Below are 18,443 nucleotides of genomic sequence, written 5' to 3'. Positions count from 1 at the left end.
AGGCCTGTGCCCATGCGCTCACCACCTATCCGCAGTTCAACGTGTCACTGGATATGGCGAACGAGCAGATCATCCAGAAGCACTACTGCCACATCGGCATCGCAGTGGATACACCCAATGGGCTGGTGGTGCCGGTGATCCGGGATGTGGATCGCAAAAGTATCTGGCAGCTCGCGGAAGAAGCCCAGGAGCTGGCCGGCAAGGCTCGGGACAAGAAGCTCACCAACAACGACATGAGCGGTGCCTGCTTCACCATCACCAGCCTGGGGGGAATAGGGGGCACCGCGTTCACGCCGATCGTGAACTCGCCCGAAGTGGCGATTCTTGGCGCCTCAAAAGCCTCTATGGAGCCGGTCTGGGATGGCACCCAGTTCCAGCCACGGTTGATGCTGCCGCTGTCGCTGTCCTACGACCACCGGGCCATCAACGGGGCGGATGCGGCGCGTTTCACAACACTTCTGTCGAAGACGCTGGGGGATTTGCGGGAACTGGTGATGTAAGTGCCCCGCAGGTAGCTGGTTTCAGATTCTGAAGCCTGCAACCGTTAAAGCCGGCACTCCAGAACGCCCGCCAGCTCGGCATCGGTCAATTCCAGCGGATTGGTTTTCATACTGCTGCCCTGGGCCCCAGCACAGACTCTGGGGATGTCTTCTCCCGCCATGCCATAGGCGCCGAGTCGGGGCAGATCCAGTTCCCGTACCCAGACCCGCAGGCATTCAATCAGGGCGTCCCCCGCCTCCGTATCGCCCAGGGTCGACTGGCCTGTCATCAGACGTCCGACACGGGCGTATTTGGGGAGCGCCGTGGAATCCGGACTCCGCGCTCTGAGGGCATGGATATTGGTGGCGGTGGCTTCGGCCAGCAGGGTTCCGCACACAACGCCGTGGGGCATTGGGAAAAAAGCGCCCAGGGGTGAAGCAAAGCCGTGGACCGAGCCGAGTCCCGCCTGGGCCAGCGTGACGCCGGACATCAGGGAGGCGTAGGCGAGTTGCGTATAGCCCGATGACGCGTTTGTGTGGTCGCCTTCCCACGCGGCCCAGAAGCCTGCTTTGAAAGCCTCCATTCCAGACCAGGCCAGGGCGTCGGTTACCGGGTTGGCTCGGGTTGAGACATAGGATTCGAGCAGCTGCGTCAACGCATCCATACCGTTAGCGGCGATCTGGGATCTGGGGCATGAGGCCAGCAGATCCGGGTCGACAAGGGCAATCCGAGCGACAAGCTGGTTGTCGCGGAATGACTTTTTGAACCCATCCTCGCCCTGCACGCTCAGGACCGCGTTTCGCGTGGCTTCGCTGCCGGTGCCGGCGGTTGTCGGTACGGCGATCAGGGGGACGCTCGGGCCAGTGTAAGGCAGGTTGTTGCCAACACCCTCCAGGTGGTCCATGACGGATGTGCCGGTGCGCAATAAGCCGGCAATGGCCTTGGCGGCATCCAGGACACTGCCACCGCCAATGCCTGCAACGACATCAATGCCGGATTGTCGGTGTTGCGCCACCGACGCGTCCACAAGCTGGGGTGAAGGCTCACAATCGACCTGTATCCAGTCCCAAGTGATGCCCAGTGCCTCAAGCCCTGTCTTCAATACCGACCAGGACGAGGTGCTTATGAACGCGTTCTGGCCGGTCACTATGAGCGCGTGTTGACCCCTTTGCTGAATGATCTGCGGCAGCTGTCGAATCTGCCCCTGGCCAAACTGGATTTCCGGCAGGGCAGCCACCTGGAATGGCGATAGGGTAGGGGTCTCGGATACCAGTGACATCTGTACTCCCGGAGCAGAGGTGAGTAATTGAAAGAACAAACATTATAACCCGGATCGATCGCGCGGGTCTGGTCTGGCTGCACGGTGTTCCGTCTTGAACAAAGCGCCGGAGCAGCGGAGCGTAACAGTGAAGGGTTGGGGCAACTGGCTGAGGAAATGCGCCCTGTAGTCGGCAGCTTTCGGATTTGATTAGACGTAAAAAAGCCACCCCCTGGGGGTGGCTTGTAATATTACTAACACGTCACATCGTTTCTGATGGGATCGTGCAGGAACGGAGACTTTGCATGATCCCGATTCAAGCGGCTTTAGCTGCTACCCGCTTCCTGCCATTCCTCCATCATTTCGTCGTATGGCATGGTCTTGCCTTGCGGCATCTCATTGTCCAGACGCTGCTTCGGCGCACCGTCCTTTTTCAGCCAGTATTCGGGATCACGCTTCTCGTTCATAACTGGCGCGTATTTATCGAATACGTCAGCACGGGCCAGACGGCTCATGATGTTATCCAAGGCTTCGGCCAGGTCATCCAGGCCTTCTTTAGGTGTCACCTCGCGACTCATTACCGGCGCCAGATTCTGCCACCACAGCGGTGCCATGCGAGGATAGTCTGGTACGTTGGTGCTTGAGGGGGTCCACCAGCTTTCGTTCTCGCTGCGGTAGAACTCCACAAGACCGCCGAGTTGCGGTGCCATTTCCGTCATCTTTTCCGACTCAATGTCAGAACGACGGATGGGCGTCAGACCTTCAATCAGCTTCTCGAGAGACACTGACTTAGCGGTCGTGAACTGCGCGAACAGCCAGGCTGCGGTGCGACGATCCTCGGGCGTGGAATCAAAGAAGGTCCAGGAGCCAACGTCCTGATAACCAACTTTCATGCCCTCTTCCCAGTACGGCCCACTCGGGGAGGGCGCCATGCGCCACTTGGGGTTGCCTTCGTCGTCTGTTACTGCTACCTCAGGGTCGACCATATCGGCGGTGAACGCGGTGTACCAGAAGATCTGCTGTGCGATGTTGCCTTCAGCCGGAACGGGGCCGGCTTCCCCGAACGTCATTCCCGAGGCTTCCGGCGGGGCATAGGCGTGGAGCCAGTCAACCGCTTTGGTCATTGCAAACACGGATGCAGGTGAGTTGGTGCCACCCCCGCGGCTCACGCTTGCTCCAACCGGATTCGCATTTTCGTCAACGCGGATACCCCAGTCATCCACGGGGTTGCCGAAAGGAAGGCCTTTGCTGCCCATGCCGGCCATGGAAAACCATGAGTCATGGAAGCGCCAGCCCAGTGATGGATCCCGGCGGCCATAGTCCATATGCCCGTAGATCTTTTCACCATCAATTTCTCCGACGTGTTCCGTGAAGAACTCGGCGATCTCTTCATAGGCGGTCCAGTTGGTCGGCACACCCAGCTCATAGCCGTAGATCTCTTTGAACTGCTTCTTCAGCTCCGGATCTGTAAACCAGTCGTACCGGAACCAGTAGAGATTGGCGAACTGCTGGGTCGGCAACTGATAGATGTCGCCACCCGGGCCCGTGGTGTACTGGATACCAATGAAGTCGTCTAGATCCAGCATGGGGTTGGTAAAGTCAGCCCATTCGTTGTCCATCGCCTCAGACAGGTTGATGGTGGTGCCGTAGCGGATGTGGGTACCGATGGCATCAGAATCGTTGACGTAGCCATCGTAGATATTCCGGCCAGTCTGCATCTGGGTTTGCATGGTATTGACTACATCGCCTTCACCGATAATGTTATGGGTAATCTCGATGCCAGTAATGTCCTCAAAAGCCTCAGCCAGTACGTCACTCTCATATTGGTGAGTGGTAAGGCCTTCAGCTACTGTTTTGATTTCCATGCCCCGGAACGGCTCGGCCGCTTCGGCAAACCATTTCAACTCCTTGATCTGTTCTTCACGTGACAGCGTTGAATGCTCGAATTTGTCCACCCAGCGCTCAATTGCCGCCCCTGCGTCGTGCGTGTTGGCGTTCAGTGTGCCGGACGCGAGCATGACGCCACTCGCCAGTACCGATAGGTACAACGTCTTGTTGTTTTTCATGCTTACCTCGTCGCTCATTTTATCGTCCCTGGTGTTTACGTCGTCCCTGAATTTATTTGCTCAGCCCCAGCGCATCAGCACCACCATCCAGGCGATGCTTGCCACCAATGCCAACCAAATACTGATAGTCGTGAAGCCAATGACGCCCAGGTGGATATAGGCGGACGTCAGAAGGCCAATAAAGAAGCGGTCCCCGCGGGTCGTGGGAACAGGAAGAAAGCCTTGGCGTTCAACTGTTGGTGACACGATCTGCCATACCGTCATGCCGGCAAGCAGTGCGGCTATGGTGGCGAAGAAGACCGCTGTCGGTACTGTCCAGACCATCCAACTCATGATCAATCTCCCCTTAGTTAGGTGCGGCCGAGGGCAAAGCCCTTGGCGATGTGATTACGCACGAAGTAGACCACCAGAACGCCCGGCAGTATGGTCAGTACACCGGCGGCGGAGAGCGTGGACCAATCGATGCCGGAAGCGGTGGAGGTCCGCGTCATGATGGCGCCAATCGGTTGTGCGTTCGTGGCAGTCAGGGTCTGGGCGAGTAGTAACTCCACCCAGGAAAACATGAACAGAAAGAACAGCGTCACGCCCACACCGGAGCGGATCATCGGAATGAAAATCTTGATGAAGAACCCGGGGAAGGTATAACCGTCGATGTAGGCGGTTTCATCCACTTCCTTGGGAACACCGCTCATGAAGCCCTCCAGAATCCATATCGCCAGGGGCACATTGAACAGGCAGTGTGCCAGCGCGACTGCGATGTGGGTGTCGAACATGCCCACGGTGTAATAGAGCTGGAAATAGGGCAGAAGGAATACTGCGGGCGGCGCCATCAGGTTGGTGAGCAGCCAGAAAAACAGATGCTTGTCGCCAATGAACTTGTAGCGGCTGAAAGCATAGGCTGCGGGCAGTGCCACGCAGATACTGATCGCCATGTTCATGGCAACGTAGGTGATGGAGTTAACATACCCCATGTACCAGGATGGATCCGTGAAGATCTTGATGTAGCTACCGAAATCAAAATCCTGTGGCCACATTGAAAACGTCCCCAGGATTTCCTGGTTGGACTGTAGCGACATGTTGATCAGCCAGTAGATCGGCAGCAGGGTAAAGAGCAGATACAACCCCAGCAGGACTCGGTTACGACCCGAGGCAGTCCCTTTCTGAGCGCTTACTGGACGGGTCAGTGAGGCACTGTCCGCGCGCTCCTGCGCCTGGTCCTCATTGTAGGTGGTTGCAATGGTCATCTCAGGCGCCTCCTTGGGTGTTAACTTTATCTTTCTGCATATTCATGATCGCGATGTAGAACACGTAGCTCACCGCCAGGATGATAAGGAAGTAGATGATGGAGAAGGCGGCGGACGGCCCCAGGTCCTGCTGGCCTATGGCCATCGACGTTAGTGACTGACTTAGGAAGGTGGTGGAACTGCCCGGCCCGCCACCAGTCAATACGAAGGGCTCGGCGTAGATCATGAACGAATGCATGAAGCGCAACAGAACGCCAATGACCAGCACATTGGTGAGCTTTGGCAGCTGGATGTAGCGGAAGACAGCCCAGTTTGACGCTCGGTCAATCCGAGCTGCCTGGTAATAGGCTTCAGGGATGGCACGCAATCCGCTGTAGCACAGTAGCGCGATCAGGGGCGTCCAATGCCAGACATCCATCAGAATGATCGTCACCCACGCATCAGTGGCATTGCTGGTAATGCTGTAGTCGTAACCCAGCGCGTTAATGCCATAGCCCATGAGCCCAATGTCGCCCCGGGTGAAAATCTGCCACATGCTGCCAACCACGTTCCAGGGCACCAGCAGTGGCAGGATGACCAAGATCAATACGGCGGACGCTTGCCAGCCTTTCTTGGGCATCAGCAGTGCAATGGCAATGCCCAAAGGCACCTCAATTGCCAGAATGGTAAAAGAGAACGCGAACTGACGAAGCAGGGCCCCCTGCAGGTCCGGATCATTCAGCGTTTTCTCAAACCATTCCGTCCCAACGAAAAACGCTGAGTTGCCCAGAATATCTTGGATCGAGTAATTCACTACGGTCATCAGGGGAATGACGGCCGAGAACGACACAAGGACGAGCATGGGCAGGACGAGAAACCATGCTTTATTGTTTTCAACCTTATTCATTGCCCACCTCCACGCGGTACTCGTCGATGTACAGTGTCAGCCATTGCTCGGGAAAGCTCACGTACGCTTTCTTCTGGGGGACACGTTGATCCTCGTGCAGACGGGCTCGAAGCAGGGAATCGCCGAAATAGAACGACATGATGCGGTAGGTGCCCAGATCTTCCACATCCTTAACGTTAACCTCGAAGGCCTCATCGTTTTTGTCGTCCCAAACGTGAACGAATTCCGGGCGGATACCCAGTTTGATGTTGCCGGAGTCCGAGGCCTTGGCGATGGCGTGCTGATGGGGATTGATCGGGATGGCGATATCGCCATATTGAGCGCCGCTGTCGGTAATGGCGACTTCCAGGAAATTCATACCTGGACTGCCAATGAAAAAGCCAACGAAGGTGTGGGCAGGGCGTTCGAACAATTCACGCGGGGACCCGAACTGCACCATCTTGCCCTCGTACATCACTGCGATCTTTTCAGCAAAGGTCGAGGCCTCAAGCTGATCGTGAGTGACATAGATCATTGTGATGTTGAACTGCTCGTGAATCTGCTTGAGTTTCCGCCGCAGCTTCCATTTGAGTTGCGGGTCAATCACGGTCAGTGGTTCATCGAACAGAATGGCGGAGACGTCATCCCGGACCAGCCCCCGCCCCATGGATACCTTCTGTTTTTCGTCGGCATTAAGGTTCTTGGCTTTGCGCTTGAGTACGGAAGTCAGCTCAAGAATCTCTGCGACCTCATGGACGCGCGGCGCAATTTTGTGTGCCGGCGTTTTGATGTTGCGCAGCGGGAAGGCGAGGTTCTCAAACACTGTCATTGTGTCGTAAACCACTGGGAACTGAAAAACCTGAGCAATGTTGCGCTCTTCGGGTGAGAGATCGTTAACGATGCGGGAGTCGAAAATGACATCCCCTTCGGAGGGCTGTAGCAGGCCGGAGATGATGTTGAGCATGGTGGACTTGCCGCAACCCGACGGGCCCAATAACGCGTAGGCGCCGCCCTGGTGCCAGACGTGATCCATCTTACGGATGGCGTAATCCTCGGGGGAGGATGGATTGGTTTCATAGGTATGAGCCAGTGAGCTCAGTGTGATCTCAGCCATGTCAAACCCCTCCCAGACGTGTTGGTACGTGGACTGTCGATCCGGCCATATCAAAGCCGTATATCTTGTGGGTGGGGAAATACACCTTGATCTGCTCATCCACGTCGTATTCGTGGACACCGGATAGATGGAGCACAAGGTTAAGTTCACCGTTGTGCACATGCAGGAACGTTTCCGAACCACTGATCTCGGCAAGATCGACGTTCATGGGGAGCTCGAGATCATCGTCAGCATGGGGCACAAGGCCGATGTGGGACGCTCTTACGCCGAACTGGTAACGCCCGGGGGTCAAGGACTGGAGATCGGAGTTGAGCTTGAAATGCACCGTCTCATCAAAGGTTACCTCAGACTCTGTAACCAGGGCAGGGACCACGTTGATGGGAGGTTCTGAGAACATTTCAGCGCTCAGGATATCCTTGGGCTTGTGATACACCTCGGGCGTGCGGCCGTACTGGAGAAGTTGCCCTTCGTGCAGGACCGCCGTATTACCGCCCAGCGCCAAAGCTTCGTTTGGCTCAGTGGTTGCGTAGACGGCAATGCAGTTCCGGGTCTTGAACAGTTCGCGCAGTTCCTCACGGAATTCTTCACGCAGCTTGTAATCGAGATTGACCAGAGGCTCGTCAAACAGAATCAGATCGGCGTCCTTGACCAGAGCGCGAGCCATCGCGGTGCGTTGCTGCTGGCCACCGGACAATTCCAGTGGGTAGCGATCCAGCATGCTTTCGAGATGCAACATGTTCGCCGTCTCCCGCACCCTTTTATCGATGACCTCTCGGGGCATCTTTGCGAGTCGCAGCGGAGAGGCGATGTTGTCGTAGACGGTATGAGCGGGGTAGTTAATGAATTGCTGATAGACCATGGACAGGTTGCGTTTCCTCACGGAAACGCCCGTGACATCAACGCCATTCATGAGCACACGGCCGCTGGTAGGCTGGTCGAGACCGGCCATAAGACGCATCAACGTCGTTTTCCCAGCCAGCGTCCGGCCCAGAAGGACGTTAAAGGAGCCCGGCTCCAAATTCAGGTCGATATCAGTTATCCAGTCCTGACCGTCAACAGCTTTGCTGACTTTTTCAAGAGTTAGAGACATTGTTGGTTCCCTGACTTGTTATTGTTATGCGGACTTGCTGAGCGCAAGGCAAAACGCATTCGGTAACCATACAAGTCTGATGCCAGAATTTTTCGAATTCGCGTATAATTCCCTATATTTTTGATTTTAATAAACAAAAAGTGCCAAATACGATTTTGTGTGATTGTTTTGGCCCATTCCGAATGTTCGTAAATGTTCAAAATAGTGCAAGATAAGTGTTCACAAAGTGTTCACGAAGTGTTCAGATGAGTGTTCACCAAGTAGTCAGAGACGGTTCCGGCGCTGGTGCTCCCTTAGGGGTAATCAGATAATCGGCTGAAGTGCATATCGCGGTGCGGCGATCAACAAGAGGTGCAATTCATTGGTGCAGGACAACAACAATAAACCCGGCGACCCGTGGGCGGATCCAGTCGCTGATGCGGACCAGACGCACAAGGAAGTCATTGAAAACTCGTGGTATCGATGTGAGAGGTATGGCTTGGCCCATGGCGCCCCGCCAGACTTTGGTGATGTGCGGAAAGGTGATGTCAGCGCGCTTGTGGACCAGCATCATGATCTGATGCACACCACGGAAAACGAGGTGTTGCCCTATTACGAGAATATCCTGTCGAACTCGTCCTGCCTGATTGTTCTGGCGGATAATCAGGGTCATGTACTCAATACCTGGGGTTCGCCCCGGTTCCAGGGCCGTGGAGAGCATGGCCTCGTCCCCGGCCATCAGTGGCATGAGAGGGGGGTGGGCACCAACGCGATCGGAACCGCCTTGGCTGCGGGGCACGCGGTACAGGTCAGCCGTGATGAACATTTTCTGCGCGCCAACCGGTACATGGTGGGCTCGGCATCGCCAATCTACGACATCAGGAAGGAAATGATAGGGGTTCTGGATATTTCATCCGACGCCTATCTGCCGCAGGACCATACCCTGGGCATGGTCAAGCTGATGTCGTTGAGCGTGGAAAACCAATTGATTCACGCGGCTTTTCAACAGGACCATCACATCATTACCTTCAGTACCGATATCAGTGGTCTGGACAGCCATTGGGCCGGGCTGCTGGTTCTGGACGACCAGGGTATTGTGATCTCGGCGAACCGACGGGCCTGGGCGTTGCTGGCGCAGGACATTGCGCTGATGGATATTGAACAGATATTCGGTTTTAAGTTCCATGAACTGCGTCAGCAGCCCCCGAATGCTCCGCTCACACTATGGGTATTTGGACGCTACCGCATGTGGGTTCGTGTTCAGCCGCCATTGGCGCCATCGCTGAAAGTCGCGGATTTTCGCGTGAAAGGCCAGGCGTCCGGGCAGGGCGCTCCGGAGCCCAAGCCGGAACCGGCCGCCGGTAACAGTGAATTACCGGAGGATGTAGTGCCTTTCGATGAACTGGAGCATGGTGACCGGAAAGTACGCCAGGTCCTCAGTCAAGCCAGGAAGATCATCGAGAAGGACATCCCCATCCTTATTCATGGTGAGACGGGTGCTGGCAAGGAAATCATGGTGCGCTCACTGCATTTTCACAGCAGTCGGCGGGAACAGACACTGGTGGCAGTCAACTGCGCGTCGATCCCTACCGAGCTGGTTGAGTCAGAGCTGTTCGGTTATGAAAAAGGCGCATTCACCGGTGCCAGCAGTAAAGGGTCGGTGGGCCTGATCCGCCGTGCCCATGGTGGCACCCTGTTCCTTGACGAAATCGGTGAAATGCCGTTGCACGTGCAGGCACGGTTGCTGCGAGTGCTTCAGGAGCGCGTGGTTGTGCCTCTGGGCTCAAGTGAGGTCTTCCCGGTGGATATCCGTCTTGTTTCCGCTTCGAACCGGAATCTCAAGGCGGCAGCGGATGAAGGATCTTTCCGTCAGGATCTCTATTACCGTATTTCCGGCCTGAACATCGAAGTGCCGGCATTGCGGCATCGTGAAGATAAAGCGGCGCTCATCAAATACATGTACGACCGACTGCAGGTGGATGAGGGGCGGGTTCTAATGAGCCCAGAGGTGGAAGATCTGCTGGTCAGACACCCTTGGCCGGGGAATATGCGGCAACTGGCGAATGTACTGAAAATAGCGCATGCCATGGCTGATGATGGAATCATGAAGCGCGAACACCTGCCAGCGGATTTCTACGATGACCTGAACAGGGTGATGGAGTCATCGCCCGCGGAGGGTGCCGGGGAGAGTGAGCTGCCCGAGCCGGCTGTGTCCCGGGAAACCGCGGGAGCGCTGGAGAACCGGATTCAGGAACTCTATCGGCAGGTGGGTGGTAACGTCAGCCGAACCGCACGACTCGCGGGCGTTAGTCGTAATACGGTGTATAAGTACGTTCGTAGCGATTCGCCAGACGAGGGCCTGCCTAGGGCTTAAAGGGCCTACAGAGAACTAGCAGGCCCTCTTGAGTTGTTCCAGGACAGCATCATCGTTTCCGCAGGTGCTGGATTAGGGACGGCTGGAGGTCTTCCCGGCGATCCCTTGCGAGCCCGGGAGCGTACACGATCAATATTGATGGGGTTGCAGGGAGAACGATCATGGCTCAGAAAAACAGCAAGCCGCTCAAATGGGGTTTTCTGGCCGTCGCCGCGTTTGCGCTCAGCCCGGTGTTGGCCATGGCGGAGCCTAAGCCCGGTATTGAGCGGGTCAAAGACAACGTCTATCGCTTTTCCTATGAGCATTACCATTCGGCCTTCATGGTGACCGAAGAAGGCATTGTGGTAACCGATCCCATTAACGAGGAAGCGGCGGGCTGGCTGAAAACGGAGCTTGCGGAGCGGTTTGATGTGCCCATTCGCTACATGGTGTACAGCCACAATCACATTGACCATGTGATGGGCGGCGACGTGCTCGATAGTGACGAGGTCACGGTGGTGGCCCACGAGTACGCGGCGCAGGATCTGGAGTGGACCCGGGCGCCCACGGCAATGCCGGAGCTGACCTTTCCGGATGAACTGACACTCCGGTTGGGGGAAAGCCGCGTGCAGCTGCGTTATCACGGCCCGAATAACGGTCGGGGCTCGGTCAGCATGCGGTTCCTGCCGGCAAACGTGATGTACGTGGTCGACTGGGTCGTGCTCGGCCGCATGATGTACAGGGACCTGCCGGGTTACGACATCCACGGCGTGATTGCTTCCACGCGGGACCTGCTGAGTGGTGAGCCCTTCGACCGGTTTGTGGGCGGTCACGGTGAGATGGGCACCCGAGAGGATGTGGAAGACTATCTGGCCTACACCAAGGCCCTCTACAACGCCGTGCTGGACGGCATGCTGGCTGGCAGGGACCTGAAGACCCTGAAGCAAGAGATCCGTCTGTCCGAGTACAGCCATCTTTCCATGTACGAAGAGTGGCTGCCGATGAACGTGGAGGGTGTTCATCGCACGCTGATCGACCAGTCCTATATAGATCGGCGTCTGAATACCGGGAACTGAGAGCATCCCCCCTATAAGGGATGCTTATTCCGGTGTCTGAAATGGATTCATTGGTTTCATTCCGTAAAGGCTCTTAGGCTGAACGCAGGATCCGGCCATTTGGCCGTCGATCAGGCTGAAAACCAGGGAGCCGTCCGATGCCGTTTTCTTCTGTCCTCATCGCCAACCGCGGTGAGATCGCCATCCGTATCGCGCGGGCCTGCAATGAGCTGGGTATCCGGTCCGTGAGCGTGTTCGCGGAAGATGATGAGGCGTGCCTGCATACCCGTAAGTCCGATGAGGCCGTTGCACTCCGGGGGCGGGGCTCCAAGGCCTATCTGGACATGGATCAACTGATTGCCATTGCCCGGGACCGGGGGTGCGATGCCATCCATCCCGGCTATGGGTTCCTGGCGGAGAACGCGATGTTTGCCCGCCGGTGTGCGGAAGCCGGCATCGTATTCATCGGGCCGGCGCCGGAGGTGCTGGAGCGTTTTGGCGACAAGTCAGCGGCGCGGGCGCTTGCGGAGCAGAATCATGTGCCGCTGGTTGCGGGGATCAACCGGGCCATAACGCTGGACGAGGCTAGAACCTTCTTCAGCGAGCACGGGCCACTGATGCTCAAGGCAGCTGCGGGCGGCGGTGGCCGTGGCATCCGTGCGGTTGCCTGTGAAAGCGAGCTCGAGGAAGCGTTCACCCGTTGCCAGTCCGAGGCGCAGTCCGCCTTCGGTGATGGCGCGCTCTACGTGGAGCGGTTGATCGAGCGGGCGCGCCACATCGAGATCCAGGTGCTGGGGGATGGCACCGGCGCGGTCAGCCACCTTTGGGAGCGCGACTGCAGCCTCCAGCGCCGCAACCAGAAACTGCTCGAGATGGCGCCCAGTCCGAGCCTGGAGGCCGGAACCCGTGATGCCATGATCGAGTGCGCACTGGCCATGGCGCAGTCCGTGGACTATCACGGCCTGGGCACATTCGAGTTTCTGGTCGATGCGGATCAGCCGGAGCGGTTCGTCTTTATGGAAGCCAATCCAAGGGTTCAGGTGGAACACACGGTGACCGAGGAGGTGACCGGCGTTGACCTGCTTCAGACCCAGCTGGAGCTTCTGGCGGGCCAGACCCTGGCGGACCTGGCGCTTGAAACGGCGCCGACACCACGAGGCTTTGCCATCCAGGCGCGCGTCTGCGCCGAAACCCTGCAGGCGGACGGTAGCGCTATGCCGGCCGCTGGCACGCTCACCGCCTACGAGCCACCCAGCGGTCCTGGCCTCCGTGTGGATGGCCACGGCTACGTGGGCCTGCCCATCAGTCCGTCCTACGACTCACTGCTGGCCAAGCTGATCGCTCATGGCAACAGCTACAGGGCAGCCCTCAAGCGCCTTTATCGTGCCCTCTGTGAATTCCGGCTTGAGGGCGTGGCGACCAATATGGGCCTGCTCCGGAACCTTCTGCAGCAGCCGGAAGTGGAAGACTATGACGTCACGACGCGCTTTTTCGAGGCTCACCTGGAGGCGCTGATCACGGCCGACGATCAGGCTCACCCGCACCTGCATGTAGACGCCGCCGCGCCGGCGTCCGTGGATCCCGTGGCCAGTGTTGAGGCGCCGGCTGGCACCGTCGGCATCGAGTCGCCCAGCGCGGGCCAGGTGGTCAGCGTTGACGTGGCGGAAGGGGATGCCGTGGCCGCTGGCCAGGTGATTGCGATACTGGAGGCCATGAAGATGGAGTTCGTGGTCAGGGCGAGCCAGTCCGGCATCGTGCGTGCGCTCGCCGTGCAGCCCGAGGCCATGGTGGCGGAAGGGCAGGCGCTGCTGTTCATTGAGCCAGCGGGGGTGGATGATCAGCAGCTCCAGACCGAAGAGGCCGTGGATCTTGATTACATCCGGGCGGACCTTGAGGAGGTGTTCGAACGTCACGCACAGCTCACGGACGAGCGCCGCCCGGCGGCGGTGGAGAAACGCCACAAAGCCGGGCAACGCACTGCCCGTGAGAACGTTGAGGATCTGCTCGATGAGGGCAGTACCAACGAATACGGTGCCCTGGCGGTGGCCGCGCAACGCCGCCGCAAGTCCGTGGAGCAACTGGCGGAGCTGAGCCCGGCGGATGGCCTGGTTACCGCCATCGGCACGGTGAACGCGGATGTGTTCGTCGCTCCGGATTCAGGCTGCGTTACCCTGGCCTACGATTACACCGTCTTCGCGGGCACCCAGGGCGTGGCCGGGCACAGGAAGGCGGATCGGATGCTGGCGCTGGCGGAGCAGTGGCGGATTCCCCTGGTGCTTTTCGCGGAAGGCGGGGGAGGGCGGCCCAACGATACCGATGCCAACGGTGTGTCCTTCCTGGATTGTCATAGTTTCGCGGCAATGGCTGCACTTTCCGGAAAGGTGCCGACCATCGGCATTGCCTCGGGCCGGTGTTATGCCGGTAATGCCGCCATGCTGGGCTGCTGCGATGTCATCATCGCGACCCGCGGCACGACCCTGGGCATGGCCGGGCCGGCCATGATCGAAGGGGGCGGACTGGGCAGCTACAGCCCCGAGGAAGTCGGGCCGACATCGGTCATGGGGCCGAATGGCGTGATCGACGTACTGGTCGAGGATGAAGCGGAAGCGGTCCATATCGCCAAGCAGTACCTGGCCTATTTTCAGGGGCCGATTGATGACTGGCAGGAACCGGACCAGCGCCGGCTCCGCCATCTGATCCCGGAAAACCGCATGCGCGTCTACGACATCCGGGACGTGCTTGGGACCCTTGCAGACGAGGGCAGCGTGCTGGAACTGCGCCGGGAGTTCGCGCCCGGGCTGGTTACCGCACTGGTGCGCATCCAGGGGCGGCCCTTCGGGCTGATCGCCAACAACCCGGCGCACCTCGGCGGTGCTGTGGATGCCGCCGCCGGCGACAAGGCCGCGCGCTTCATGCAGCTGTGCAACGCCCATGGTTTGCCCATGGTGTCACTGTGCGACACGCCTGGTTTCATGGTGGGCCCGGAAGCGGAAAAACAGGCCACCATCCGCCATGTGTCACGCATGTTTGTGGCGGCGGCCAACCTTTCGGTTCCCTTTTTCACGGTGGTGCTGCGCAAGGCCTATGGGTTGGGTGCCCAGGCGATGGCCGCCGGCAGCCTGCATGCGCCGTTCTTTACCGCCGCCTGGCCGAGCGGGGAGTTCGGGCCCATGGGCTGGGAAGGCGCCGTCCGGCTGGGCTTTGCCAAGGAACTCGCGGCCCAGCCCGATGAGGCATCCCAAAAGAAGATGTTCGATACCCTGGTCGCGAAGGCCTACGAGCAGGGCAAGGCCCTCAACGTGGCCAGCTACCTGGAGATTGACGCCGTCATCGACCCGCAGGAGACGCGGGCCTGGCTGCTGCGCGGGCTGAACGCCGCATCCATGGGCAGTCAGGGGGACGCTGGGCCCGGCGGGTTCGTGGATACCTGGTAGGATCCTGGTTGAAGGGGTTGGTGTAGCAACCGTCAGCTCTTTTAACACTTTTCCCTTAACCAGCAATCAGCCTGATCCCTAAGTCGTGCCGTCGCCTGGCCTTCTTCCATACCGGCATGGAACCTGCCTCTTGCCGGTGACAGGAAACCGGAGAGCCAAGGAGAACAGCATGTCGATAATCAGGAAAACCCTTCTTACCTCTGTGGGCGCCATGATGGGCGCAGCTGCTTTTGTGGCCACGGCGGCCCCCGTGACCTATGACGGAATCGAGTTCCCGGAAGGAGACATCAGTTTCGCGGACGAGGTGATTGACTACAACCCGTCGTTCAGTGGCGGCAATGTGCCGACAGACCCCAACTACATGGATCCCGGCGAGGCCGTGGGGGCTCCGGATTACAGTTCGCCCAATGGCTCGGTTTCGCTGGGTTCCGGTGGGCTGCTTGCACTGCGGTTTACGGACAATTCCCTGACCAACAGTGGCGACGGCAATGACGATCTCCATATCTTCGAGATTGGCCCTGATGTCGAGGATACCTTTGTTGCCGTCCGCCCGACGGTGGAGACGTACAACCTTCTGAGTCCGGGCTATACGGCCCAGCTCGATGGGTTCTTCTCGGTAGGCAGTGTCAGTGGTTCCACGTCTTCCATTGATATTGACTCGGTCTTTGCCGGCTTTGCCTCCGGAGCCCTGCAGTTTGATGCTGTCCAGTTGATCGATGACCCGGACGAGGGGGACCGGGGGGCGAACCCGACGGTTGGCGCGGATATTGATGCCGTCGGCGCTATCGCTTCGGCACCGCCCGTAAACCGGGTACCTGAACCGGCCAGCCTGGTGCTGCTCGCCGGTGGCCTTCTGGCTGGTGGTGCCTTCCGCCGGCTGGTCGGTTAAAAGCGTCCTCCGGAACGGTTAAGCGGAATGCTTTGGCCGTTGCACCGCTGGACTGGCTCCGGGGAAATCGATCACCGAGGGAAGAGGAGTCAACGCTCCTCTTCCTGTTCCTGTTTCCTCTCTTCTTCCTCCAGCTCCGCCTTGCGTTTGCGGATCCTTTCCATCTGCTCACTGGACATATTGAGCTTGCGGGCACTGTCGCGCAGCCAGAACAGTCCTCCGAGCATGGAGCCGATAACAAGAACGAAAATGATCCATTCGGTGGCGGACATGAGCGCTCCCCCGGACTGGTGGCATGGCAGGGCCGGAACCCTGCCTTAACGGTACCACTGTTTCAACTTGCCAGGTATGAATGGCGGGAGCGTCGAGTTTCTTTCAGGCAGCCCTCAGCGGGCGAGCCGGGCCGAAGTGCTCGTAGTGGCGCCGGCTCTCGCTGACCCCCAGTGCTTCGAGTGCGGCATCCACTGTCTGCATGAAGGGTTCCGGCCCCACGAAGTAGCACCGGGCGGACGGGGCGGGCAGTTCCAGTTCAAGACCATCCTGCGCGTCGTCATGGAGGAAGCGGCTGGCATAGCCTTCTGGTTCGCGCTTCACGGAGATGCGGTAGGTGCGGCCGTTGGGCAAATCGGACACCGATTTAATGGCCCGGCTGGATGCCGAGGGAGATATGCATGCGGATTGCCGCTGGTCTGGTGGCTGGCGTTGAACAGCGCGTTGACCTCCGGGTAGCGTTCAAACATCAGCGGGTAGAACCGGGCGGTAATGGTTTCAAGGTGTTCCGCCACGATGGGGGCCGTGTCTGCGAGGATCTGTTCCTGGGTCGAACTCAGCATAGGCACTCCTGTTGATTGCTGGGGTATTCTTTAAGCGGCACGAATAATACATCTTTTTGATTAATGTAAAAATGATGAATCAATAATGTTGCCATGCAATGGGGGTGGTTCATCTGTATCGTGAGGCAGTGACCGGTCGCCGCTGAATACCAACCTCAAGGAGGTGAATCGCTATGGATGTGGACCTGACCCGTTGGGACAGCAACTTCCGTCGTGGGCTGCTGGCCTCGGCCCTGGTGTTCGGCCTGCTGGACTATTGGTTTGCCGGTGACAACATCTGGGCGCGTGCCGGGTTCGTGATCACGGTGGCGGGCCTGGTCGGGTATTTCACCAATTTCCTGGCCATCAAGATGCTCTTCCAGCCCAAGCAGGGCCAGGTCCTCGGCTGGCAGGGGCTGGTGCCCAAGAACAAGGATCAGATCGCCCGCAGCCTGGCCGAGAGCGTGCAGGAGCAACTGCTCTCGCCGGAAATCATCCTGGACTACATCCGCGAACGCCGGCTGATCGAGACCGGTACCGAGACGATGGCCCTGTGGATTGACGACCACCTGCAGGATCCCGAGGTGCGTAAACGCATCACGGAAGTGGTGGTGGATCTGATGCGCGAACGTGGCCCTGAGGCAATGACACGCTCTCTGGATTTTGTTGAAGCTGCCCTGAAGGATCTGGCCCGCGACCCGGAAAACATTGACCAGTGGTGGGGCCAGATAAGGGAGACGCTGAACACGTTTCTCCAGTCCCGGGAGAACCGTGAGTGGCTCGCCGGAAAAGCGCGCCACTGGCTGCAGCAGGAAGTTCCCCGGATCTCGGGCTGGCTGAACAGGGCGCTTGAGGATTACCTCAGGCAGAAACGCCGTATGGGAGCGCTGGGCCTTGGCATCAAGAACATTTTTTCGTTCGATCAGGATGCGATCAGCGACATTCTCGACCGTTTCATCAATGATCCCGAGGTTTCCGATGACTTCATGACGATGCTGGATGCCGTGGTGGATGGCATCCAGGAGGAAATGGAAAAGCCCGAGGTGCAGGCGCTGATCCAGGCCCGTCTGGGCACCTGGATTGAGACACTGGGGACCACGACGCGGGACCGGATCCTGCCGTTGCTGGTGGCACAGACCGACCGGTACCTGCAAGACGAGACCAACTGGGTACGTATTGAGGAATCACTGATCAGTACCCTGCAGTGGCTGAAGAAGCAGGGCCTGAACGTGCTCCATTCCGGGAAGGGGCAGGCCTGGGTCAGCCAGGGTATCGAGCTGGCGGTCAAGCGCCTGGATGTGACCAACGTGGTGGAGCAGCAGGTGCGCCGGCTCGATACGGACGAGCTGGAGAAGATGGTGTTGGACAACACCGGCGGCAACCTGACCGTGATCCAGCTCCTCGGGGGCTGCCTGGGCCTGATTCTCGGGACCGTCCAGGTGCACCTGGCCTTTGCGGTGCCAATCGGGGCCCTTCTGGTGGTGGTCTGGCTCGCGTGGCAGCTGAATGAGCGGCGCAATGCCCGTAATGCGGCGGGTTAGAGACGCTGCAGGCGCTCGTACCCCTGCCGGGTCAGCAGCACCAGGTGCTGGGAGGTCTGATAGACCTTGCCCTCGGCCTTGAGCGTCTCGATCCACTGCCCGTAGTCCGGGGCCGGGCAATAGAAGAAATCACGCCCTTCCTGTAGCGCGTCACCGGAGTGCTTGAACAGCCGGAAGGCGGTGCCCTTGGTGAAGCCGTTCATTTCATCCACCTGGCGGAAGCTCAGGGTCGGGGTACCGTTACAGTCGATCGGCTCCATGGT

17 protein-coding genes are annotated in these 18,443 nt (G+C 58.7%); 6 read left to right on the top strand and 11 right to left on the bottom strand.

Features of this window, described 5'->3' with window-relative positions; all coding sequences use genetic code 11:
- On the top strand, positions 1-500 hold a 500-nt coding region (locus GLW01_RS14605; protein WP_202405765.1), incomplete at its 5' end, for a 2-oxo acid dehydrogenase subunit E2.
- 44 nt (positions 501-544) lie between these two features.
- Here the strand turns inward: GLW01_RS14605 and GLW01_RS14600 are convergent.
- The 7 genes from GLW01_RS14600 to GLW01_RS14570 form a co-directional block, all read right to left on the bottom strand.
- Positions 545-1,759: an iron-containing alcohol dehydrogenase gene (locus tag GLW01_RS14600; protein WP_160899546.1), complete on the bottom strand. Its 1,215-nt coding sequence runs from the start codon at positions 1,757-1,759 to the stop codon at positions 545-547.
- 305 nt (positions 1,760-2,064) lie between these two features.
- Positions 2,065-3,804, bottom strand: coding sequence for an ABC transporter substrate-binding protein (locus tag GLW01_RS14595; RefSeq protein WP_160899555.1), 1,740 nt, complete (start codon positions 3,802-3,804; stop codon positions 2,065-2,067).
- 60 nt (positions 3,805-3,864) lie between these two features.
- Positions 3,865-4,137, bottom strand: coding sequence for a DUF2160 domain-containing protein (locus GLW01_RS14590; RefSeq protein WP_095617304.1), 273 nt, complete (start codon positions 4,135-4,137; stop codon positions 3,865-3,867).
- A gap of 17 nt (positions 4,138-4,154) precedes the next feature.
- Positions 4,155-5,048, bottom strand: a complete 894-nt coding sequence (locus GLW01_RS14585) for a carbohydrate ABC transporter permease (RefSeq protein WP_095617303.1) — start codon at positions 5,046-5,048, stop codon at positions 4,155-4,157.
- Between the two features lies 1 nt (position 5,049).
- A complete protein-coding gene (locus GLW01_RS14580) occupies positions 5,050-5,934 on the bottom strand; it encodes a carbohydrate ABC transporter permease (protein ID WP_095617302.1) in 885 nt (294 codons plus the stop codon).
- Positions 5,927-7,027, bottom strand: a complete 1,101-nt coding sequence (locus tag GLW01_RS14575; RefSeq protein ID WP_160899545.1) for an ABC transporter ATP-binding protein — start codon at positions 7,025-7,027, stop codon at positions 5,927-5,929. Before GLW01_RS14575 ends, GLW01_RS14580 begins: the two co-directional genes overlap by 8 nt.
- Before the next feature lies 1 nt (position 7,028).
- The gene (locus GLW01_RS14570; RefSeq protein ID WP_095617300.1) at positions 7,029-8,117 is read right to left on the bottom strand and encodes an ABC transporter ATP-binding protein; all 1,089 of its coding nucleotides are present in this window, start codon (positions 8,115-8,117) and stop codon (positions 7,029-7,031) included.
- Between the two features lie 364 nt (positions 8,118-8,481).
- Here GLW01_RS14570 and GLW01_RS14565 point away from each other — a divergent pair, with 364 nt between their 5' ends.
- The 4 genes from GLW01_RS14565 (at position 8,482) to GLW01_RS14550 (ending at position 15,827) form a co-directional block, all read left to right on the top strand.
- The gene (locus tag GLW01_RS14565; RefSeq protein WP_160899544.1) at positions 8,482-10,470 is read left to right on the top strand and encodes a sigma-54-dependent Fis family transcriptional regulator; all 1,989 of its coding nucleotides are present in this window, start codon (positions 8,482-8,484) and stop codon (positions 10,468-10,470) included.
- Positions 10,471-10,631: 161 nt separating this feature from the next.
- Positions 10,632-11,525, top strand: coding sequence for an MBL fold metallo-hydrolase (locus GLW01_RS14560; protein WP_198949444.1), 894 nt, complete (start codon positions 10,632-10,634; stop codon positions 11,523-11,525).
- A gap of 137 nt (positions 11,526-11,662) precedes the next feature.
- Positions 11,663-14,938 carry a carboxyl transferase domain-containing protein gene (locus GLW01_RS14555; protein ID WP_160899543.1) on the top strand — a complete coding sequence of 1,092 codons (3,276 nt, stop codon included), beginning with the start codon at positions 11,663-11,665 and terminating at the stop codon, positions 14,936-14,938.
- A 169-nt stretch (positions 14,939-15,107) separates the two neighbouring features.
- Positions 15,108-15,827: a PEP-CTERM sorting domain-containing protein gene (locus tag GLW01_RS14550; RefSeq protein ID WP_160899542.1), complete on the top strand. Its 720-nt coding sequence runs from the start codon at positions 15,108-15,110 to the stop codon at positions 15,825-15,827.
- 89 nt (positions 15,828-15,916) lie between these two features.
- Here GLW01_RS14550 and GLW01_RS14545 read toward each other — a convergent pair whose 3' ends face one another.
- The 3 genes from GLW01_RS14545 to GLW01_RS15690 all read right to left on the bottom strand — a co-directional run bounded on the left by GLW01_RS14545 (position 15,917) and on the right by GLW01_RS15690 (position 16,660).
- Positions 15,917-16,099 carry a DUF2897 family protein gene (locus GLW01_RS14545; RefSeq protein WP_160899541.1) on the bottom strand — a complete coding sequence of 61 codons (183 nt, stop codon included), beginning with the start codon at positions 16,097-16,099 and terminating at the stop codon, positions 15,917-15,919.
- Between the two features lie 103 nt (positions 16,100-16,202).
- Complete coding sequence (locus GLW01_RS15695; RefSeq protein WP_237416611.1) at positions 16,203-16,451, bottom strand: hypothetical protein; 249 nt, start codon at positions 16,449-16,451, stop codon at positions 16,203-16,205.
- On the bottom strand, positions 16,418-16,660 hold the full coding sequence (locus GLW01_RS15690; RefSeq protein WP_237416610.1) for a hypothetical protein: 243 nt from the start codon (positions 16,658-16,660) through the stop codon (positions 16,418-16,420). Before GLW01_RS15690 ends, GLW01_RS15695 begins: the two co-directional genes overlap by 34 nt.
- A gap of 173 nt (positions 16,661-16,833) precedes the next feature.
- On the opposite strand from GLW01_RS15690, the gene GLW01_RS14535 reads away from it, so the two are divergent.
- The gene (locus GLW01_RS14535) at positions 16,834-18,180 is read left to right on the top strand and encodes a DUF445 family protein (protein ID WP_151439182.1); all 1,347 of its coding nucleotides are present in this window, start codon (positions 16,834-16,836) and stop codon (positions 18,178-18,180) included.
- Here GLW01_RS14535 and GLW01_RS14530 read toward each other — a convergent pair.
- Positions 18,177-18,440, bottom strand: a complete 264-nt coding sequence (locus GLW01_RS14530; RefSeq protein ID WP_160899540.1) for a hypothetical protein — start codon at positions 18,438-18,440, stop codon at positions 18,177-18,179. The two genes, GLW01_RS14535 and GLW01_RS14530, sit on opposite strands and share 4 nt — an antisense overlap.
- Positions 18,441-18,443: the final 3 nt, after the last annotated feature.

The sequence above is a fragment of the Vreelandella halophila genome (assembly GCF_009856365.1).
Classification (GTDB): domain Bacteria; phylum Pseudomonadota; class Gammaproteobacteria; order Pseudomonadales; family Oleiphilaceae; genus Halospina; species Halospina utahensis_B.
This window is presented reverse-complemented; position numbering and strand designations above follow the sequence as displayed.